21 protein-coding genes and 1 pseudogene are annotated in these 18,590 nt (G+C 35.9%); 10 read left to right on the top strand and 12 right to left on the bottom strand.

What is annotated here, in order from left to right; genetic code table 11:
* The first annotated feature begins 9 nt into the window (after positions 1-9).
* Complete coding sequence (locus ACMZ42_RS12285; protein ID WP_415731652.1) at positions 10-606, top strand: GNAT family N-acetyltransferase; 597 nt, start codon at positions 10-12, stop codon at positions 604-606.
* Positions 607-636: 30 nt separating this feature from the next.
* Here the strand turns inward: ACMZ42_RS12285 and ACMZ42_RS12280 are convergent, their stop codons facing one another.
* The 6 genes from ACMZ42_RS12280 to ACMZ42_RS12255 form a co-directional block, all read right to left on the bottom strand.
* The gene (locus tag ACMZ42_RS12280) at positions 637-1,344 is read right to left on the bottom strand and encodes an ABC transporter permease (protein ID WP_415731651.1); all 708 of its coding nucleotides are present in this window, start codon (positions 1,342-1,344) and stop codon (positions 637-639) included.
* Positions 1,341-2,189 carry an ABC transporter ATP-binding protein gene (locus ACMZ42_RS12275; protein ID WP_415731650.1) on the bottom strand — a complete coding sequence of 283 codons (849 nt, stop codon included), beginning with the start codon at positions 2,187-2,189 and terminating at the stop codon, positions 1,341-1,343. Before ACMZ42_RS12275 ends, ACMZ42_RS12280 begins: the two co-directional genes overlap by 4 nt.
* Positions 2,190-2,337: 148 nt before the next feature.
* The gene (locus tag ACMZ42_RS12270; protein ID WP_415731649.1) at positions 2,338-3,294 is read right to left on the bottom strand and encodes a LytTR family transcriptional regulator DNA-binding domain-containing protein; all 957 of its coding nucleotides are present in this window, start codon (positions 3,292-3,294) and stop codon (positions 2,338-2,340) included.
* Between the two features lie 3 nt (positions 3,295-3,297).
* Positions 3,298-3,885 carry a dienelactone hydrolase family protein gene (locus ACMZ42_RS12265; protein ID WP_415731648.1) on the bottom strand — a complete coding sequence of 196 codons (588 nt, stop codon included), beginning with the start codon at positions 3,883-3,885 and terminating at the stop codon, positions 3,298-3,300.
* A gap of 195 nt (positions 3,886-4,080) precedes the next feature.
* Positions 4,081-4,905, bottom strand: coding sequence for a methyl-accepting chemotaxis protein (locus ACMZ42_RS12260; RefSeq protein WP_415731647.1), 825 nt, complete (start codon positions 4,903-4,905; stop codon positions 4,081-4,083).
* Between the two features lie 332 nt (positions 4,906-5,237).
* Complete coding sequence (locus tag ACMZ42_RS12255) at positions 5,238-5,900, bottom strand: hypothetical protein (RefSeq protein ID WP_415731646.1); 663 nt, start codon at positions 5,898-5,900, stop codon at positions 5,238-5,240.
* A 680-nt stretch (positions 5,901-6,580) separates the two neighbouring features.
* Here ACMZ42_RS12255 and ACMZ42_RS12250 point away from each other — a divergent pair.
* A complete protein-coding gene (locus ACMZ42_RS12250) occupies positions 6,581-8,095 on the top strand; it encodes a DEAD/DEAH box helicase (RefSeq protein WP_415731645.1) in 1,515 nt (504 codons plus the stop codon).
* Positions 8,096-8,112: 17 nt separating this feature from the next.
* A complete protein-coding gene (locus ACMZ42_RS12245) occupies positions 8,113-8,892 on the top strand; it encodes a YqhG family protein (protein WP_415731644.1) in 780 nt (259 codons plus the stop codon).
* Positions 8,893-8,930: 38 nt separating this feature from the next.
* Here the strand turns inward: ACMZ42_RS12245 and ACMZ42_RS12240 are convergent, their stop codons facing one another.
* Together ACMZ42_RS12240 and ACMZ42_RS12235 are read right to left on the bottom strand one after the other, a co-directional pair.
* Complete coding sequence (locus ACMZ42_RS12240) at positions 8,931-9,251, bottom strand: ArsR/SmtB family transcription factor (RefSeq protein ID WP_415731643.1); 321 nt, start codon at positions 9,249-9,251, stop codon at positions 8,931-8,933.
* On the bottom strand, positions 9,248-9,673 hold the full coding sequence (locus tag ACMZ42_RS12235) for an SRPBCC family protein (RefSeq protein WP_415731642.1): 426 nt from the start codon (positions 9,671-9,673) through the stop codon (positions 9,248-9,250). Before ACMZ42_RS12235 ends, ACMZ42_RS12240 begins: the two co-directional genes overlap by 4 nt.
* A gap of 173 nt (positions 9,674-9,846) precedes the next feature.
* On the opposite strand from ACMZ42_RS12235, the gene ACMZ42_RS12230 reads away from it, so the two are divergent.
* From ACMZ42_RS12230 to ACMZ42_RS12220, 3 genes are all read left to right on the top strand, one after another.
* On the top strand, positions 9,847-10,485 hold the full coding sequence (locus ACMZ42_RS12230) for a LysE family translocator (RefSeq protein ID WP_415731641.1): 639 nt from the start codon (positions 9,847-9,849) through the stop codon (positions 10,483-10,485).
* A 287-nt stretch (positions 10,486-10,772) separates the two neighbouring features.
* The gene (locus ACMZ42_RS12225) at positions 10,773-10,904 is read left to right on the top strand and encodes an NINE protein (protein ID WP_415731640.1); all 132 of its coding nucleotides are present in this window, start codon (positions 10,773-10,775) and stop codon (positions 10,902-10,904) included.
* Between the two features lie 205 nt (positions 10,905-11,109).
* Entirely contained in the window at positions 11,110-11,331 is a 222-nt protein-coding gene (locus ACMZ42_RS12220) for a TM2 domain-containing protein (RefSeq protein ID WP_415731639.1), read from the top strand.
* A 289-nt stretch (positions 11,332-11,620) separates the two neighbouring features.
* On the opposite strand, the pseudogene ACMZ42_RS12215 reads toward ACMZ42_RS12220, so the two are convergent.
* Together ACMZ42_RS12215 and ACMZ42_RS12210 are read right to left on the bottom strand one after the other, a co-directional pair.
* Positions 11,621-11,707, bottom strand: a pseudogene (locus ACMZ42_RS12215) (hypothetical protein); the annotation flags it as partial.
* A 200-nt stretch (positions 11,708-11,907) separates the two neighbouring features.
* Complete coding sequence (locus ACMZ42_RS12210; RefSeq protein WP_415731638.1) at positions 11,908-13,221, bottom strand: short-chain fatty acid transporter; 1,314 nt, start codon at positions 13,219-13,221, stop codon at positions 11,908-11,910.
* Positions 13,222-13,518: 297 nt separating this feature from the next.
* Between ACMZ42_RS12210 and ACMZ42_RS12205 the strand changes: the two genes are divergently transcribed.
* The 4 genes from ACMZ42_RS12205 to ACMZ42_RS12190 all read left to right on the top strand — a co-directional run bounded on the left by ACMZ42_RS12205 (position 13,519) and on the right by ACMZ42_RS12190 (position 16,663).
* Positions 13,519-14,397: a LysR family transcriptional regulator gene (locus ACMZ42_RS12205; RefSeq protein ID WP_370080870.1), complete on the top strand. Its 879-nt coding sequence runs from the start codon at positions 13,519-13,521 to the stop codon at positions 14,395-14,397.
* Positions 14,398-14,504: 107 nt separating this feature from the next.
* The gene (locus ACMZ42_RS12200; RefSeq protein WP_415731637.1) at positions 14,505-15,212 is read left to right on the top strand and encodes a CoA transferase subunit A; all 708 of its coding nucleotides are present in this window, start codon (positions 14,505-14,507) and stop codon (positions 15,210-15,212) included.
* Positions 15,212-15,853, top strand: a complete 642-nt coding sequence (locus tag ACMZ42_RS12195) for a 3-oxoacid CoA-transferase subunit B (protein ID WP_370080874.1) — start codon at positions 15,212-15,214, stop codon at positions 15,851-15,853. The genes ACMZ42_RS12200 and ACMZ42_RS12195 overlap by 1 nt, the downstream gene beginning before the upstream one ends.
* 396 nt (positions 15,854-16,249) lie before the next feature.
* Positions 16,250-16,663, top strand: a complete 414-nt coding sequence (locus ACMZ42_RS12190) for a VOC family protein (protein WP_415731636.1) — start codon at positions 16,250-16,252, stop codon at positions 16,661-16,663.
* Positions 16,664-16,830: 167 nt separating this feature from the next.
* Here ACMZ42_RS12190 and ACMZ42_RS12185 read toward each other — a convergent pair whose 3' ends face one another.
* Together ACMZ42_RS12185 and ACMZ42_RS12180 are read right to left on the bottom strand one after the other, a co-directional pair.
* Positions 16,831-17,286: a hypothetical protein gene (locus ACMZ42_RS12185; protein WP_415731635.1), complete on the bottom strand. Its 456-nt coding sequence runs from the start codon at positions 17,284-17,286 to the stop codon at positions 16,831-16,833.
* A gap of 149 nt (positions 17,287-17,435) precedes the next feature.
* On the bottom strand, positions 17,436-18,566 hold the full coding sequence (locus tag ACMZ42_RS12180) for a CamS family sex pheromone protein (RefSeq protein WP_370080880.1): 1,131 nt from the start codon (positions 18,564-18,566) through the stop codon (positions 17,436-17,438).
* Between the last annotated feature and the right edge of the window lie 24 nt (positions 18,567-18,590).

The raw sequence follows: 18,590 nt of genomic DNA, 5'->3' as shown, positions 1-18,590 counted from the left end.
TGAAGCAACATGAATTTTAAAGCATTAGAAAATGAGGTAGTATTACTGAAGCCGTTAGAACGAGTGGATGCGCAAGGATTATTGGATGCAGGTAGTTATCCAGAGATTTGGTCACATATGTCCACAACAGTTGAGAAAATGGTCGGTGTGAATAACTTTGTGGACAAGGCATTAACAACAAAACGTGAAAAAACTGAGTTCACATTTGTAATTGTGGATAAAAAATCCGGACAAATCATCGGCTCGACTCGGTTTATGGATATTGATGAAACGAATAAACGGCTTGAAATAGGTACTACATGGATTACACCTGCTTTTTGGCGTACGGCCATTAATACAAATTGTAAATATTTATTATTACAATATTGCTTTGAGGTACTCAATTTACAGCGTGTTCAAATTAAAACAGACCACGAAAATTTACGTTCTCAAAAAGCGATTGAACGTTTAGGAGCAACAAAGGAGGGGGTCTTACGTAATCATATGGTGCGGAAGGATGGTACAATTCGTCATACAGTGATGTACAGCATTACTCTACAAGAATGGCCACAAGTGAAAAACCATTTGCAGCAGTTGCTAGTTGATGCTACAGAGAAATTGGGATAAAGAAATTATTATACAAAAAAAGAATGGTCATTAGTCGACCATTCTTTTTTTATAAATAAATCCTACTACAATCCAAGTAACTAGTGACCAAACGATAATTGTAGCCATTGGAATAATGACGTCCATTGTTGTGTATGTGCCTTCTAGAGCCTCTGCTAATAGCACCAATTGAGAACTTGGTAACCACTCTGCGATTTTTAAAATAGGAAAGGCAGACGATAATGCTAAGGCAAAAGAGCCAAACGTGAAAATAAGGATAACAGGTAGAATGATAAGAGATCCTTCCATAACCGTTTTAGCGAATAATCCACATAAAGTTCCTATTGCAATATAGAACACAGTCGAAAGTATTAAAGCAATAGCTAAGATGAACAGATTAGCTGGGCTATAGCCAGCAATGAAAATAGTCAATGCTACAATTACCATTGTAAGGATAAAGACAAACAAGCTTTTACCAATTAATATATCGCCAAGTGAAGCAGGGGAAAGCATGAGACTACGAAGCGTATTTTTTTCTTTTTCCTCTGCAATTAGACAGCATTGTACGTAGGCAGTCACCATAGAAAATGCCATATTTACTGTAATGATATAGCTGTTGATATTATTTCCACCTGTTTTATTAATAAAAAATGCCATAATAAGTGGCATAAGTATCATAACGGATACCGCATAGTTACGTGAAAATTCCTTATAATCCTTCATTAAAATAGCCTGAATTCGTGTCATTGAAAGGTTCATACTAAATCACTCCCTGTTATTTGCATAAAAATATTACCTAGTGTTGGCTCGTTTGTATAAATGCGAGAAACTTCGTTAGATTGCATCCAATGAAACAGTTTTTCTGCATCCTGTTTTCCATTTTGAATGACTTCGCTAGCACCATTTTTTAGTTCAACTGTAATAGACTCATCACCAAACTCTTTTTTTAAATCTTTTGGCGAACCAATTGCTCGAATCTTCCCTTTATGTAAGAAGGCCACACGATCACAAAGTATTTCTGCTTCACTCATATCGTGGGTTGTTAAAAATATTGTCGTACCCATCTCGTTTAATTTACGCAAGCCATTATATATATGTTGTGTATTAACAGGATCGAGTGCAGAAGTTGGTTCATCTAAAAATAATAGTTCTGGTTTATGCATGATGGCACGTGCAAGCGTAACACGTTGCATCATTCCTTTAGAAAGCTGACTAATTTTCTTTTTACGATCACCGTATAGGTTAACAAAATCCAATGCCTCTTTGACGGCTGATTTAGGCAATTGATATAAATTACTGAATAGTAATAAATTCTCCTCGATTGAAAGTCGCGTATATAGTCCGCTATTATCTGTTAAAATACCGAAGCGTTTACGATTGTTACTTTGCTTCATCTCATTTGCTGGACGGCCAAACAATAAAACATCGCCAGCAGTTTTTTCAGTTTGTGCTGTTAATATTTTAATAGTAGTAGTCTTTCCGGAACCACTAGGTCCAAGAAAGCCGAATATTTCTCCTTTTTGAATGGTAAATGAAACATCCTGTAATGCTGCTTCCTTATTAAATGTTTTTTTCAAATGCTGAACATCGATCACTGCGTTCATTTGAAAACCTCCCTGTGTTGTTGTTGATATCTACACTATAAGGGACAATAAGGGTCTCAACATTAAATTACAGGTGAAAGGCAGTAAAATGACCATTAGTGGAGAAATATTTCAGCTGACAGGAGTCGTTTATTTCCTGGGAAATCTACTAAATTCCGAGTATTTCCTTTAAATCTGCGAGTTTATTTTTCGACAAAGGTACTACGGTCTTTTCAGTGCTATTCAGGGCTAAGCTGTAGCTATTGCGAGTCCACGTAATGATTTCCCGTACCTTTTGTAAGTTAACGATATAAGAGCGATGACTTCTAAAGAAGCCGAACGGTGTCAATTTTTGCTCAAGATCATTTAATGATAATGTACATGGATAGGCTTCACCTGCAACATATAGTGAAACAACACCCTCAACACTTTCGATAAAATCAATTTCAGGGGGATTAAATAAAATGATCTTATCATTTTTCTTTGTAGGGATTTTATCAAGTCGAATCGGTACGTTTTCTTGAGAGGGGGAAGTCGTTTCTGTTTCATCCTCTTTAACATCTAATGCATGTATGCCCATTGTATCTAGTCTATGTACTTCTGTACTCGAAATAATTAAATCCTCAAGATTGTTAGATAATAAAATGACTGTTTTATTCTGTATTTGAAGGATATCCAGTAATTGAATGACTGTTTGCTTGGAAAACTCATCTAGATTTTGGAATGGTTCTTCTAAAACTTGTATCTGTGCCTGATTAAGATATGTATGAATTAATTTTAAGCGTTGCTTTTCGCTATTTGAGAGCTTGCTGATTTTAATGCTTTTTTGCTCCGTTAAAGCGAACAATGTTAATAGATCCTCCATCTTTTCAGAAGAAGCATTGAAAAGCTTTAAGCAAAATTTGATATACTCTCGAACCGTCAGTCGCTCATACAAGGCATTTTCACGAAAATGTGTATACGTATTGCTTCGCTTCGAAAACCACTGTATTAATGTATGTATTTTTGACACGTCTGTATGGATACCAATAATAATGCCAGGCTGCATAGATAGGTGAAAGTTAGGATAAATTACATTTCCTCCTTCTATATAAGGGTCAATAATTATGCTTTCGGTTTGGTTCATTCCTTAGTCCTCCTTGACTTTCTTAATTTCGAAAAATTGCGAGATTTCAGCCTGAGATTGTAAATAACTTCCATGATTGTAGTTTGAATTGTTGAAGTCCATAAAACCATGCTGACCTAGATATTGCCTCGTGTGAACAGCTGGTAATGTATCGAGTGTTTCCATTAATTCATGGACATTAAAGCTTTTCTCATGACTTGGTAAAATAACGAGTGTCGGACAGGAGGGGATTGCATCCAAGTATTGACGAATGCGTGAACCATAAACGCAAACGATACCTTGTAATGGTAGCGTTGATAGTCTCCAAGCTAATGTTGCACCTACACTAAATCCGATTAACAGCACTTCATCAAAATATGTTCTAGCTTCCAATATCTTTTCGGATAGTTTATCGAGAGGAGCATCAAAGCCAACTTCATTTATGAAATATTCATAGGCTTCCTGTTCTTGTTCATATGGAAATATTCTATCGTCTGAATATAAAGAAATGCACTCAACAGTAGTGTTGGCGTTACTGTATGCTTCAACTTGCGCTTTTATAAAATCGTTGACGCCATAAATCTCATGTAGAATGAATATTTTCCTTTTCATGTTGCCCTCATTTTCGCTTTTTTCAATAGTGTACCAAAAAGTAATCACACAGTATATTTTGTAAATCTTTGTCATCGACTTCGTTGTTTCGGTAATTATTTCTAACAGTGCCCAAAAGTAAAAAATCCGCGCAGACTTATGTGGTTCTGTATTGACCACAGAAAGCGAGGCGGATTTTTACGTTGATATATGCCTTTATTTCATTACGTTAGACATAAAACCCTTCATTTCCATACTAAGCATATTAAGCTCATCAATGATTTCACTAAAGTCCTGAACAAGTTGAGCCTGTTCGTTTGTGGCACCATTTATTTGAGTCATGTTTTGCTTTAAATTTTCAAGATTATGATTGATGCTTCGAAGTGAGGATTCAATGTTATCAGTAGCGGTAGTTGTTTCAGTAGAAAGCTTGCGAACTTCTTGTGCAACTATATTAAATCCGGCACCATGCTGACCTGCACGTGCTGCCTCAATCGATGCATTTAGTCCGAGTAAATTGGTTTGACGAGAAATATTTTTTATCAAATCCGTAATACCATTTGTTTTTTCAGCATCCTCTAAAGCAAATTGTGTCTGCTTATTAATTTCTTCACTAGTTGCAGCTAGCTCCTCCGAATGAGAGGCAATTGTATGTACTTTATCCTGTAGGTTTTGAATAATATCATTCATAGTAACTATATATTTATCCATTTGGAGAGCGTGGTCAATAGGTAATCCAAAGGCTAGCGCGCCTACGATATGCCCATTTTCACGAACAGGAAAAGAAAATGCGTTAAAGTCCACGCCGTAAACCTCTTTTGGTACAGGTTCATCAGTATTTTTTCCTTTAAGTGGAAGATGTAAAATTGCATCATCTGGATGGATTTTTTGTCCATTTTTATACCCAGCATCTAAGCGTTTCCCGGGTAAATAAGTAATAATGCTCTCACTCTCTTTTTCTACTACCGCCATCATGGCCTCGCCCTTCATAGCTAAATGAATGTAAGGCATTGACATTGATAATGCTTCAAGAATATTCATAGTAACCTCCTCGGTATATATAAGTCCTATTAAATCGGGGCATAATCCCTTTTTTAAAAACGTAATTTTTTGGAAAAGTGATACTTCTTTAATTGTATGAAAAAAGGAAGGAAATAAAAAGACTATCTTAATACCATTATCCTTTTAAATTGTAAGAGGTCTTATATTTAGGCTGTTTTCGTATAGATTGTTGCTTATACGAATTTGATAAATGTCGAATATAATGCAGATTCAAGGAAGCGTTTGATATTGTAGAGATATGTTTATGAAGTGGTTATGGAAATAAAGAATGCAGACCAAAAAACCTTATTTAAGACACTAGAACAAGGTCTCTATCTAAAAGAAGTAATTAAAAAGTCGAAGTGCAGATATAAAAAAAGTAACGGCTGAAATATCATACAAATACCGATCATCATCAACGTCTTATTATTCTCTCTTAAATCACCCGATTCTTTTTTCATCGCTTTGTAATATTTTGTCGTCATAAACATGCCGCACATTAATAAAAAGGCGCCAACAATAAACGAAACGTTGTACGCTCCTAAGTCTTTACTCGTTTGGAAAGCCGCTACTGCATTAAAATATATAAAGGCTGCAAGCAAATAAGGGGCTCTTTCTTTCCTATCTAATTTTCTACTTTTCTTATTCGCCACTTTATACCGATGCATCAGATCTTCTTGCGACACATACTGCGTAACAAAGGCTTCCACTTGTTTTGCATATTTTTTTTGAACTTTGACCGTATAAAAAAGCTCGTATACTTCAGACGACGGCTTTAAAACGGCTTCGATACCTGCTTCAAATGGGACATTGCTTTTCTCTAAGTATTCGATAATTGTCTGGACAGTATCTTCAAACGGAATGTTACTTGTCTCTAAGTATTCGATCATTGCCTGAGCGGTATCTTCTGACGGAACGTTCCCTTTTTCTCTGTGTTCAATAATTGCCTGGGCAGTATCTTCTGAATGTCCAATCAATATTTTCTTTTTAAACATACTAAGCACCTCTTACGAAATAAGTTAAATAACGCTTAATTATACTATTTCATTCGACCTTTCTTGCAATCCAAAATATAACATACTCTTTTAAATATGGGCCCCTCGTTCGATTAACAACATTCTTTGAGAAAACAGCCTATATTTAAGTTTTTTACAGGGATCGGATTTGTAAGTTATAAATTTTGCATGCGCGGTAATCATGGAGTATATGCAATAGAACTTTGCAGAAAATAATACGGTATTAGATAATATGAATTTTTTCCTTTAGCTGTATTTAAAAAAGAGAAAGTTTATCACGGAAAGGTTGAAATGTCATTTTGAAATGTAAGTAATGTGAATAAGTTGATTGGAGTGAAGGCTGGGCGACTCCTTGGGGATCAGGAGCGTCCCAGAAGAGACCCTGCAGCGAAGCGACAGCAACAAATGTTTTATCTGTGCGAAAGCGAAGCGACAGCAACAAAAGTTTTATCTGTGCGAAAGCGAAGCGTCAGCAACAAAAGTTTTATCTGTGCGAAAGCGAAGCGTCAGCAACAAAGCGCCTAGCCGGAACGGAAATCAACTATCAACTACTCGCTTTGCCGGAGCATAGCTTACTTTCTAGTGATTCTTTCGCAAAACCTTGACATAGCTTTCTCTTTTTTGGACAACCTAAACTTTAGAAATAATGGTATGAGGTGATGATCATGAAAATTGAAAGGTCGTCCGAATGGGAAGAAGGCTTTATCAATAAACTAAATGAACTTGAAAAATGGGATAGTTGGACATTGTACAAGATGAATTATGACATTGTGAAAATGAAGCTAATTCCTGATTTCACAGGTTTACAGGCGACAAAGTATTTACCAAATTTAAAGCCGCTTAAGCACCAGTTGGAAGCAGCAGAGACAGTCATTGAACGTATGAATGGTAAAGCGATTTTAGCTGATGAAGTAGGTCTTGGTAAAACAATTGAAGCAGGTTTAGTTTTAAAGGAATATTTGATTCGAGGCCTCGTTAAAAAAGCATTAGTATTAGCTCCAGCGTCTCTTATTAATCAATGGGTTGAAGAGTTAAATATAAAGTTCCACATTCCGGCAGTAGCTTATAAGAAAAATGTTCAGATTGAGCGCCATGATGTCCTTATTATGAGTATGGATACGGCAAAGAAAAGTCCTCACAAAGAGCGTATTTATGAGCAGGATTACGACATGATAATTATCGACGAGGCTCATAAACTAAAAAATCATAAAACACAAATTTATGAATTCGTACAAAGCTTAAAGAAAAAGTTTTGTTTATTATTAACGGCTACACCGATTCAAAACGATGTCTTTGAATTATTTTATCTTATTTCCTTACTTAAGCCTGGTCATCTTGGCAATTATGATACATTTCAAACTGCATTCTCAGCAAGTAAGCATGATTTAGAGCATGATGATTATTTAAAGGAATTAGTGAATCAGGTGATGGTGAGGAATAGGAGAGAGGACACGGGTATTGAATGGACAAATCGCCGTGTTCAAATTATTCCGATCCAATTTACGAAGGAAGAAGAGGAAGTTTATAATCTGCTCGGAATGCTTCAAAATACAGCCTCATTTTCAATGATTACATTGCAGAAGGAAATGTGTAGTAGCAAGGAAGCAACAGGTTTAACATTATCTAAAATGCTTGAAGACAATGAGCAACCACAAGAAATTGAAGAAATACTAGAAAAATTAATGGCCTTAGAAGTGAATTCAAAGGCGAAAAAGACACTTGAAATAGTCGAACAGGCCAAGGATAAAGTGATTATTTTTACAGAGTATAGAGCTACTCAAATTTACTTGCAATGGTATTTACATTCTCATGGTATAACGAGTGTCCTATTCAACGGTAAATATAATAAAAGTAAACGTGATTATATGAAGCATCTTTTTAAGGAAAGGGCACAGGTTCTAATCGCGACAGAGGCAGGTGGCGAAGGGATTAACCTTCAATTTTGCCATCATGTCATTAACTATGATTTGCCCTGGAACCCTATGAAGCTAGAGCAACGAATAGGGCGTGTACATCGATTAGGACAAGAGCATGATGTTCATATTTATAATCTGGCTATTGCCAATACGATTGAAGAGAACATATTAGCATTACTTCATACGAAAATTGATGTGTTCGAAAAGGTAGTAGGCGATTTAGATGCGATTCTATCTAACTTTAAAGAATCTGTATAATGTAAGGGAGAAGGACCATGTATCCACAGCAAGTTCATAGTTATTTACGCCAATTTTTTAATGAAAATGATTGCCCTATATTAGGAGAAGATCAGCATTATCTTACTGTACAATTAACCGTTGATATTGATAAAAGAATAATGAATCGCCCTTTTTATTGGCAATACGTAGAAGCTACAAACAGTGAGGCAAATCCAGCTCAAGTAACTTTCATTACAAATCAAACAGCATCAACTGGGAGCCTTTATGGCGAAGCTATTCATTTTGGTTCTCCGAGAATGAACCAGCTTTTTCAAGCAACAAGGGAGCTAGGAGCTTATGTTCAGCTTTTTGAAAAGGTGGATAATGAAATAGGGCAAGTTATCTTAACTCCTTGGCTTGGTGTTAATTTTAAAGTGTCGTATTGCTGCGATCGAACGAAAGAAACGCTCTATTCATTTGGCATAAACTTGCTAACTGGGATCATAAAAGAGGATTTTCAAGAGACGATATGTACATCTGAATTTGACGCTGTTCCAGCAGACAATGCTTTTCACGTACAATATATCATTAAGCCTCTTAGAGCACTCGAAAGATTACATGCTACTATTGAAAAGATTATTGAACGTGATGACCATTCATGGGCTACTGAAGCAAAAAAACGATGGCAGCATGATCAGCGAGTACTTGATTATTTTTATGAGGAAGAAGAAGATAAGCCGGAATGCTATGACATTGAAAAGAAGGCATTAGAGGAACAATACGATACAAAAATTAAAATAGAAATTATTAATGGTGGGTTATTTTATCTTTATTAAACGAGGAGCTGTCTTTACTAGGGACAGCTCCTTTACATTTAATTTTCTTCAAAAATACTTTGTAATTGTGCCAATTTATTATCCCAAAATAAATCAAAGTATTGTAGCCAGTCTTCAATTTCTTTTAGTTTTTCGGCATGTAATGTGTAAATTTTTTCTCGTCCTTTTTTCTGAGCAGACACTAGTTCAGCCTGTTCTAAAATTTTTAAATGTTTTACGACAGCAGTTCGGCTTATAGAAAAATTCTCAGAAATCAGTGAGATCGGTTTATCACTTGAGGCAAGTAGCTGTAGGACATGACGTCTTGTCGGATCAGCGATTGCTTGAAAAACATCATACTTTACAGCAAGCTGTGTCATTGTGATTCCACAACTTCTTTTAATTTTTTGCCGACAAGCATTGTCCAGCCGCCCTCCATTGTTGTACGAATGGCTTCAGCAGGCATGTTGGCTTTAGGAATGATATTTGAAGCTTCTTTCCAGCCACCATGTGTTAACGTGAATTCAGTTTGCTCACCAATTTCTTTCAGTTCAAAAGTGACAAACCATCCATCTGTATCCCATGCAAAACGAACAAAATGTGGAGCATCTACTTGTTCTACTCGACATGGTGAAGGACCAAATGGTGATTGTATTGTAAATTCATGACCTTCAACTGGCTTAAAATCATTTGGCATAAGCCAAGAAGCAATCTTTTCAGCGTCCGTTACTGTTTCCCATACTTTTTCAATCGGTGCATTGAGTGTAACCGTTTTAACAATATTCTCTAATTTTCCAGTCATTTAAAATGAACTCCTTCACAAAAATATAACCTTAAGGTGTTATGAATATATAACACCTTAAGGTTATATGTCAATTATAAATACATTGGATAAATTTTCACCATGTCTTTTTGTGTAGCCTCACTTATGTTAAAATTATTTTTATAATTTTCTGACTAAAAGGAGTCGTTAAAGTGGTGAACATATCTGTTTTTTTATTAATGTGCATTTTATTAATTATTTTGCCTGGCCCGGATACTGCGATCGCAACAAAAAATACACTTACCGTAAGCAGAAAGGGAGGCTTACAGACTTTACTCGGTTCGTGCTGTGGATTATTGATCCATACCTTTGCAGCGGTTATCGGACTTTCCGCGATTATTGTAAAGTCAGCATATGTATTTACCATTTTAAAATACGTCGGCGCAGTCTATTTATGCTATTTAGGTGTCAAAACCTTATGGGCATTACGAGCAATACGTACGCAGCCTCCAGTTGTACAAGACGAAACCCAAATTGATCACAAATATTCAGAGCAATCATGCTTTAAACAAGGCTTCTTAACGAACGTTACAAACCCAAAGGTAGCTGTATTTTTTCTAACATTTTTACCTCAGTTTGTAGATGGCAAAAGTGGTACATTTATGCCTTTTCTTATAATGGGGCTTATTTACACGGCATTAACAGGATTTTGGTTTGTGTTCTATGTTTACTTGTTAGATAAAATTAGTGCATTTATGAAAAAGCCAACGACGAAAACTGTTATCGAAGGATTGACGGGTACAGTGTTAATTGGCTTTGGTATTAAGCTAGTATTAGAGAAAGCCCACTAAAGTTAAATAGACTAAACTAATAAGAGGATATTATGTTCAATATAAGAGCATATATCCTCTTTTCTTATATATTAGATTGTTAATTAGGTGTTGTTAATATCGTTTAATATGTATACAATATGATAGAACGTATGTTTGTTTTCGGTGAAAGATATAGCCCACGGCGGGAGGCGTAGTGAGGTCTTTAGACCGAGCGTTAAATATTTTTTTGTGAAGTGCTATGTGGTACAAGAAGTTCTCATAGAGAAACCCCTTCCATTCTTATGTATAACTAATGCGATTGAAAAATGGATTACTCATCAGATAGAAGCTATATAGTAACGATGTTACTTTTCTTCTTTCTAGGTTATTTCGGAGCTCACCACTTCTACGCTACAAAGATAATAATGAATGTAACTTTAGAAGGCTTGGGTATCTAGGTATTAATCAATATGTTTATGATTGTTATCATAAGATCTACATAATAAACAGCAATGCATAAGGGGCTGATCAACTATGATTGATTGGCACTTTTTTAGTCGTAAAAGATAGATTAAGGTATTGAGAAAAACGTAAAAGAATGGTAGACTTTTTGGTGGAAATGAAGTAAATTACTTCCATAAAAAAGAAAGGTGATTGATAAAAATGCAACAACAAACTTCTGAAAAAAACTACATAGCAATGATTTTACTATGTTTCTTTTTAGGCGGTCTAGGAATACATCGCTTCTACGCAGGTAAAATAGGTACTGGTATTTTAATGATTATAACTTTGGGTGGACTAGGTATCTGGACATTGATCGATTTTATTATGATTATTATCGGCAAATTCAAAGATAAAGAAGGACTGGAAGTAAAACCTTCTTAACAATAATGAATAAGGCGTTGGTTAACTGCGGTTACCTAGCGCTTTTTTTAATGGAGAAATGTTGTTTAATAAATCGTAGATGTCCGGGAGAGTTGATATGCGCCCTATGTGTCAGGCCCCTTATATACCTCTTAAATGCCTTGGGAATAAATAATAAAAGCTACTCTATAAATAAACGGCTTTGGGTATCGGTTAACTGGCTAGGACATTCAATGCTGGCTGTTTAGGCGTTAAACGTCCTCGTATTGCTGGCTTGTTCCTCTTGTTATTTTTGTACTTCGATTTGTTTTTAAATGATTTCTTCGATGTCGTCCATAGCAATGTTGCCGGCTGCATTTAAGTCTGCGTTAGCTTCGTGTTTGCAGTTGATACATTTGAATTGTTCTTAAGTTGGGTGGATACATTTCTTTCCTACTTTGTTGTCAACGAATCCGCAATCAGGAGGACGAGTTGATTGGTGCAACATTCCACTTAACAGCATCTTGAACTAACGATTGCGTTAGTGGATTACGCTCGGAGGGTAAATAAAAAACTTCACGGATAAACATCCCGTGAAGTTTAAAACTCTATATTCGGTTAGAAGAAAAGGAGGCCAATGCTAATAATAATGCCCGTAAAGATTAAAACGAATAAACAGAAGCCCATTATATCTTTAGCCTTTAAGCCAGCGATCGCAAGGGCTGGTAGTGCCCAGAATGGTTGAATCATATTCGTCCAAGCATCACCCCACGCGATAGCCATAGCGGTTTTAGCGTAGTCGGCACCTAAAGTGGTTGCAGCATCTAGCATAATAGGAGCTTGCACCGCCCATTGTCCACCGCCTGACGGTATAAAGAAGTTAACGAGTCCCGCTGAGAAAAATGTAAACAAATAGAATGTATGTTCATTGGAAATATTAACGAACCATTTTGAAAATACGGCAGCTAAACCAGAAGCGGTCATCATACCCATAATCCCTGCATAAAACGGGAATTGAAAAACGATGCCTGTAGTTGTTTTAATGGCATCTTGTGCAGCAGCGAGGAAACGCTGTGGTGTCCCGTGGAAAATGATCCCTAACACAATAAAAATCGTATTAATCACATTTAAATCAAGAACAAAGCCTTTCGTCATAAAATGATGAACTAAATAAACAAGTCCGATAATAGCAATTAAAATCGTTAAAATATAACTTCGTTCAGAGCGACTGGCAAAGTTGTTTTCAGGCTTAGGTAACTCTGTTTTTTCTTCTACTAATAAAGTGGGGTCAACCTCAACCGTATCTTCTTCCTTTGGCATCATCCAACGGTTAAACAACGGTAAAGTGAAGACGATAACAATGACTATAAATAAGTTATATGTTGAAAAAAGTGTAACATTTGTTGGGATGATACCCATAATGTCAGCAAACTTATGACCTTCCGTCGCAATGGATAACGGAATGGAGCCAGCTAATCCGCCATGCCAAATTACAAAGCCTGAGTAGGCACTAGCAATTAATAAGCGATAATCTACCTTTTTAACATGACGAGCAATTTCCTTTGCAAAGAGAGCACCAATGACAAGCCCGAATCCCCAGTTAATCCAGCAAGCTATTAATGATACGAATGTAATAACGATAATTGCCATGCCTGGTGTTTTTATTTTACTTGCAATGGCTGCTAATCCTTTCTTGAACACAGGACTATTCGCTAAAATGTGACCTGCAGCTAAGACAATCACCATTTGCATTGTAAATGCTAATAGTTCCCAAAAACCATCTCCCCAATAGATCACCATATCGAGCGGAGAAGAATCTGTTAATGCAACCCCTAATAATAACGTTAATACAGTGAGGATAGTGACAAATATGTATGGATCAGGTAAATATTTTTCCATAATAGCATTTGAAATTCTTGTTAACGTTTTCATGTTAGAAATCCCCCTTCCTTTTCTGCCATCCCTTATTGCTAATTGTACATAGAAAAACGAATTAAGGAAGATAAAAATGGTATTAAGCACAATAAGCGGGATGTAATGTAGAAATGAAATCATGATCGTTATTGCCCGATTAAATACTATTGAAATCATAGCAAAGCCTTAGTTCTATTGTATTTATCTACTTATTTTTAAGAAGAAGGATTAGTAGAAAATGAGGAGAATATATTACTAAATAGGGGTTTTAGGAATATTATTTATAACAATTTAGAATAAATAGGGGGAATGTATATGGAGTTGCGAGATTTAAAAGCATTTATGACTGTTGTTGAACATGGGAGCTTTACAAAGGCAGCTAATGAATCCTTTGTATCACAACCTTCATTAAGCAAAAGCATTAGAAAGTTGGAGAATGCTCTTCATGTAGAGTTATTAAACCGCTCTACACGCAATATAGAGTTAACAGATGCTGGTAGTATCGTCTATAAACAAGGACAAAAAATAATACGTTCTGTACATGATTTACATATATTATTGGGTGATTTATCGAACATCGAGACAGGTACGATTAAATTAGGGATACCCCCATTAATTGGCACACTATTTTTCCCTGAAATCGCGCGAAAGTTTCATAAGCAATATCCAAAGGTGCATTTAGAGCTTGTGGAACGTGGAGCTAAAATGATCGGAACATTAGTAGAAAATGGCGATGTTGATATGGGGATTGTTGTCATACCTACAGATGAAAGAAAATTTACGGTCCAATCATTTGTGGAAGACCAATTTTTTGTCTTTATTAATGAGTCCCATCCATTGGCTCAGCAAGAACATATTCTATTACAAGATTTAAAAGATGAATCATTCATTATCTTCACAGAGGAATTCACACTGCATGATTATGTTATTAAATCATGTAAAAGCGCAGGATTTACACCAATAATCGGCTATAAAAGCTCGCAATGGGATTTAATAGTGGAGCTAGTTTCCTCGAATTTAGGGGTGACACTTTTACCATATTCAATAGCCGCAAAGCAGACGAATAAAAATGTCAAAATTATTCCGTTACTTAATTTTGACATGCCATGGCGTTTAGGTGTTATTACGAAAAAGAATACATATCAATCTTTTGCCTTAAAGCAGTTACTTAATACAATACGTTCAGAAAATTGATTTATGCACTTTTAGAATAAATAGTATTCTAATTTATTCCTTTACTTATAAAATAGTATTGAGGTAGAATTTTTCTTAATAACTGAGCAATTTTAGGGGGTTTCGATATGAAGAAGGGGAAAGTGTGGAATTCGTTTGAGGAAGCCGTCGCCGACATTAAAGATGGAGATACATTAGCTGTAGGGGGCTTCGGGCTATGTGGTATCCCGGAAAAATCAATTGCGGCACTAGTCCAAAGGGGAATAAAGGATTTAACAGTTGTAAGTAATAACTGTGGTGTGGATGATTGGGGTTTAGGGCTTTTATTAGCAAATAAACAAATCAAAAGAATGATCGCATCCTACGTAGGTGAAAATAAAATTTTTGAGCAGCAGTTTTTAAGTGGGGAGCTTGAAGTAGAATTGACACCACAAGGTACGTTGGCAGAACGTATGCGAGCTGGAGGAGCTGGAATTCCGGGCTTTTACACAGCTACTGGAGTTGGAACACCCATTGCTGAGCGAAAAGAAGTAAAGGTTTTTGATGGCAAGGAATATATTTTAGAAAAAGGTATTGTTGCAGATTTTGCTCTTGTCAAAGCATGGAAGGCAGACAAGCTAGGAAATTTAGTTTTCAGAAAAACATCACGTAACTTTAATCCTCTCGCTGCAATGGCAGGAAAAATTACGATTGCAGAAGTAGAGGAAATTGTTGAAGTAGGAGAGTTAGATCCAGATCATATTCATACTCCGGGAGTGTTCGTGCAACGCGTTTTACTAGGTGGCAATTATGAGAAGCGTATCGAGCGTTTGACAGTGAAAAAGGGGGATGCGTGATGGCGGATACAAGACAAAGAATCGTAAATAGAGCGGTAAAAGAAATACAGAACGGCATGAACGTCAATTTAGGTATTGGTATCCCAACGCTAGTGGCCAATGCAATTCCGTCTGATTATGACGTTCTTTTACAATCAGAAAACGGACTTCTTGGCATTGGACCATACCCAGTAGAAGACGCAGTCGATCCTGATTTAATTAATGCAGGTAAAGAAACGGTTACAGTTGTTCCCGGCGCTTCCTTCTTCGATAGTGCCGAATCATTTGCCATGATTCGTGGCGGTCATATTGATCTTGCTATTTTAGGTGGCATGGAAGTATCTGAAACGGGTGACCTTGCGAACTGGATGATCCCAGGGAAAATGGTGAAAGGTATGGGAGGCGCCATGGATCTTGTAGTCGGGGCAAAAAGAGTAGTCGTCGTGATGGAGCATGTCAATAAAAACGGCGAGTCCAAAATAAAAAAACAATGTGAGCTACCGTTAACTGGAAAGGGAGTTGTGCATAGATTAATTACAGATTTGGCTGTTTTCGATTTTACCGATGAAGGGATGCAGCTTATAGAATTAACAGAGGGTGTAACTTTAGAAGAAGTAAAAGAGAAGACAGCTGCTTCTTTTAGTGTCGCCTTAACAGTATAAAGTGAAACTTTAATCAGTGGGGATTTTCTTCATCCCCACTGATTATTAGTCTTCACCAATCGGGCGTTTACGGGCAGTTAAACCTCCTATAACTTTTTTGCTTCTGATTAATCTCCAGGTTATACCCGACGCTTCTCTTTCGGTACACGATTACTGGTCGTTAATGCGGGGTAAAGTGATTGAATGTAACCAGTTCTTTGAATAGGGCTGGTTATTTTTCATTCAGAATGTCAATCAAAGGATAAATATGTAATTTTTTGTCACTTTGCAGGTATTTACATGGACTTCGCGGGTATTTCTGAAGAGCATTAAGGTTGATTGCGATTTTTCAGACTATTGGCTGTTCCTTAGCTCTATTTTGCGATTGTACAATGGTTGAAAAGGAGAAAAATAACAATGAGACAACAATGGTCAGATGAATTACAGGTAGCGCAGGTACGTGTTGCACGGCCGACTGATAAAATAAAGGAAATTGAAAAATTTTACTGTGAAGGCGTAGGGTTAGAAAAAATCGGTTCGTTTTCAGGACATCGGGGCTACATTGGTATCATGATTGGTCTTCCGAATGCTGGTTATCATTTAGAGTTTACAGAGCATATTGAAGGAAGCCCTTGCCCAGCACCAACAAAAGATAATTTGCTCGTATTGTATATCCCGAAGCGTTCAACTATACAGCGTATTGCTGAACGCTTATTGCAAATGGGCTACCCTGAAGTGGAACCAGAAAATCAATATTGGACCGAAAAAGGTGTCACAATTGAAGATCCTGATGGCTGGCGTCTCGTATTGATGAATACAGAGGGAATTTAAATCGGTAGGAGCCTATAATTTTATACCCTGAGTAGTATATGATTGCGACCCTTAATATCGAAAGATGGAAAAGGTATCTGGCAAAAAAAATTGTCTGAAGCAATTAGTAAATAGAAAAAAGATACCCTTTCGTTATACACGGAGGGGTATCTTGTTGTTAGAATATTCTATTGTCCTAAAGAAGCACTTTGATGATAATGAGTAGCAATGGATTCAATATCTAGCTGGGTATAGTTTGCCCAATTAGCCTTTCTAAAATCTTCTTCACTAAAATAAATATTCAATAGCTCCGTCATAGATTTATCCCCCTTAGGGTCCGTTAAAGGTGCATACCAACTAATAGCTGGAGTTTTAACACTTTGAAGCTTAGACAGCTCTGCAAATATTTTTGTGGAATCCTTCAGCATTTGGCTTTTCATACCTTTTTTCACATCAGTATCCTGTATAGAGATTGATACGATACCATTCTTTTCTTCAACAGTAAATTTGTTTTTAACGATAGCTCCTACTATATCTTCAACGGAAGTATTTTTATCGACTGCAACTTCCTTTGGAGCGGTATTTTTCCCGCAAGCGGATAATAGTAGTGTGGCTAGTAAAAACAAATAAAATAACTTCTTCAATGTAATAACCTCCCTTGTTACTACCATATATGCGCAAAATGGAGGTGAATTATACAAAAAGAAGGAAGGTAATAAAAAAATCAATTATGCCCCAGCGTAATTACCGCCGACGCTATGCTTTCGCGCAGTTAACAATGTAAGAAGTTAAATTATAATGGAGCTGCATAAATCTGTTTTTCAGTTGGATCCCAGAGGACAATCCCGATATCTTGGTTTTGATCTTTAATACGAATAGAAATAGGAATATAATCAAATAAAATAGTATTCAATTTAGTACTAGTTAACTGTAAAAGACCTATCAATTCAGTATCATTTATTAAAGGCGCATTAACCTCTATTTTTAACTCGGTTAAATTCCCGTTTTCATATCGAAGTTTACCAACTATTTTAGGATTTATATGTTTAAAGCCTTCTTGGATATCTTCTTTGAAAATTAATAATTTACTATAAGTTTCTTTGTCTAAGCTATAAAGTGAATCTGAAGGGAATGTATAATTTTTTATATCTATACCAGCCCATTTATCTATTTTATCTTCGCCTTCAGGAATAAATGTTTGAGCTAAAAATATTCCGGGAATTATATCGTTTTTATTGGATTCTTGATATAAAGTTAAATAAATAGGGACATTGGGTATTTTATTATTTTCTCTTATATTTTTTATTATAGTTCCGGCTATTTCCTTACCGTATTTTTCTACGTCATTAACCTCATCTTCGTTCGTATCGACTTTAACTTGATCTGTATAAGTTAAGCCTTTATCATCATGTACTCTAATGTCATAAAATTCATTTAAGGATATGGCTAAAGACATTCCTTCTACTTTTCCGTTTTCTTTGTTAATAAAATTTTGTTCTAAGACATGAGATAATATTTTAGGATTATTTTTTTCATCCTCTAAAACATCTCCAGTACTTTTTTTAATGGGTGGGTTTAAACCAAAACCTTCTTTTGATTTTCTATCTAACCATTTATTTATAATCTCACCATCTAGATATTGACCTTCCTGCATATAAAACTTCTTTGTAGGAAAGTAATCGCCTGATAAATCCATTAATCCTTCTTCAATTTCACTGACGTTTAATGAATTGTTCATATTACTAAGTATCAACCCTCTTGAAACATTAGATTTTGCAGGTTGTTTAATTTCATATATCTCCTTTTGTTGAATTGATGATGCATACATTTTCTCATTATTTTTAATAACTGGATCATCATCACTACAAGAAGCTAATAGAAATAGTGGTGATATAAAAAACAACATACTCTTCTTTATTTTCATTTAAAATACTCCTTACTGATTCTT

Origin of the sequence: Lysinibacillus sp. NPDC056185, from assembly GCF_047737915.1 — a bacterium.
GTDB lineage: Bacteria > Bacillota > Bacilli > Bacillales_A > Planococcaceae > Lysinibacillus.
The sequence above is the reverse complement of the archived record's forward strand: the minus strand, read 5'-3'. Positions and strand labels throughout refer to the sequence as shown.

What these genes read in the sequence shown, in the direction of transcription:
- ACMZ42_RS12195 (WP_370080874.1), top strand. Translation starts at nt 15,212, where the DNA reads ATGGCGGATACAAGACAAAGAATCGTAAATAGAGCGGTAAAAGAAATA.
- ACMZ42_RS12245 (WP_415731644.1), top strand. Translation starts at nt 8,113, where the DNA reads ATGTATCCACAGCAAGTTCATAGTTATTTACGCCAATTTTTTAATGAA.
- ACMZ42_RS12275 (WP_415731650.1), bottom strand. Translation starts at nt 2,189, where the DNA reads ATGAACGCAGTGATCGATGTTCAGCATTTGAAAAAAACATTTAATAAG.
- ACMZ42_RS12210 (WP_415731638.1), bottom strand. Translation starts at nt 13,221, where the DNA reads ATGAAAACGTTAACAAGAATTTCAAATGCTATTATGGAAAAATATTTA.
- ACMZ42_RS12205 (WP_370080870.1), top strand. Translation starts at nt 13,519, where the DNA reads ATGGAGTTGCGAGATTTAAAAGCATTTATGACTGTTGTTGAACATGGG.
- ACMZ42_RS12280 (WP_415731651.1), bottom strand. Translation starts at nt 1,344, where the DNA reads ATGAACCTTTCAATGACACGAATTCAGGCTATTTTAATGAAGGATTAT.
- ACMZ42_RS12240 (WP_415731643.1), bottom strand. Translation starts at nt 9,251, where the DNA reads ATGACACAGCTTGCTGTAAAGTATGATGTTTTTCAAGCAATCGCTGAT.
- ACMZ42_RS12180 (WP_370080880.1), bottom strand. Translation starts at nt 18,566, where the DNA reads ATGAAAATAAAGAAGAGTATGTTGTTTTTTATATCACCACTATTTCTA.
- ACMZ42_RS12200 (WP_415731637.1), top strand. Translation starts at nt 14,505, where the DNA reads ATGAAGAAGGGGAAAGTGTGGAATTCGTTTGAGGAAGCCGTCGCCGAC.
- ACMZ42_RS12225 (WP_415731640.1), top strand. Translation starts at nt 10,773, where the DNA reads ATGGATTACTCATCAGATAGAAGCTATATAGTAACGATGTTACTTTTC.
- ACMZ42_RS12270 (WP_415731649.1), bottom strand. Translation starts at nt 3,294, where the DNA reads ATGAACCAAACCGAAAGCATAATTATTGACCCTTATATAGAAGGAGGA.
- ACMZ42_RS12250 (WP_415731645.1), top strand. Translation starts at nt 6,581, where the DNA reads ATGATCATGAAAATTGAAAGGTCGTCCGAATGGGAAGAAGGCTTTATC.
- ACMZ42_RS12285 (WP_415731652.1), top strand. Translation starts at nt 10, where the DNA reads ATGAATTTTAAAGCATTAGAAAATGAGGTAGTATTACTGAAGCCGTTA.
- ACMZ42_RS12260 (WP_415731647.1), bottom strand. Translation starts at nt 4,905, where the DNA reads ATGAATATTCTTGAAGCATTATCAATGTCAATGCCTTACATTCATTTA.
- ACMZ42_RS12255 (WP_415731646.1), bottom strand. Translation starts at nt 5,900, where the DNA reads ATGTTTAAAAAGAAAATATTGATTGGACATTCAGAAGATACTGCCCAG.
- ACMZ42_RS12235 (WP_415731642.1), bottom strand. Translation starts at nt 9,673, where the DNA reads ATGACTGGAAAATTAGAGAATATTGTTAAAACGGTTACACTCAATGCA.
- ACMZ42_RS12220 (WP_415731639.1), top strand. Translation starts at nt 11,110, where the DNA reads ATGCAACAACAAACTTCTGAAAAAAACTACATAGCAATGATTTTACTA.
- ACMZ42_RS12190 (WP_415731636.1), top strand. Translation starts at nt 16,250, where the DNA reads ATGAGACAACAATGGTCAGATGAATTACAGGTAGCGCAGGTACGTGTT.
- ACMZ42_RS12265 (WP_415731648.1), bottom strand. Translation starts at nt 3,885, where the DNA reads ATGAAAAGGAAAATATTCATTCTACATGAGATTTATGGCGTCAACGAT.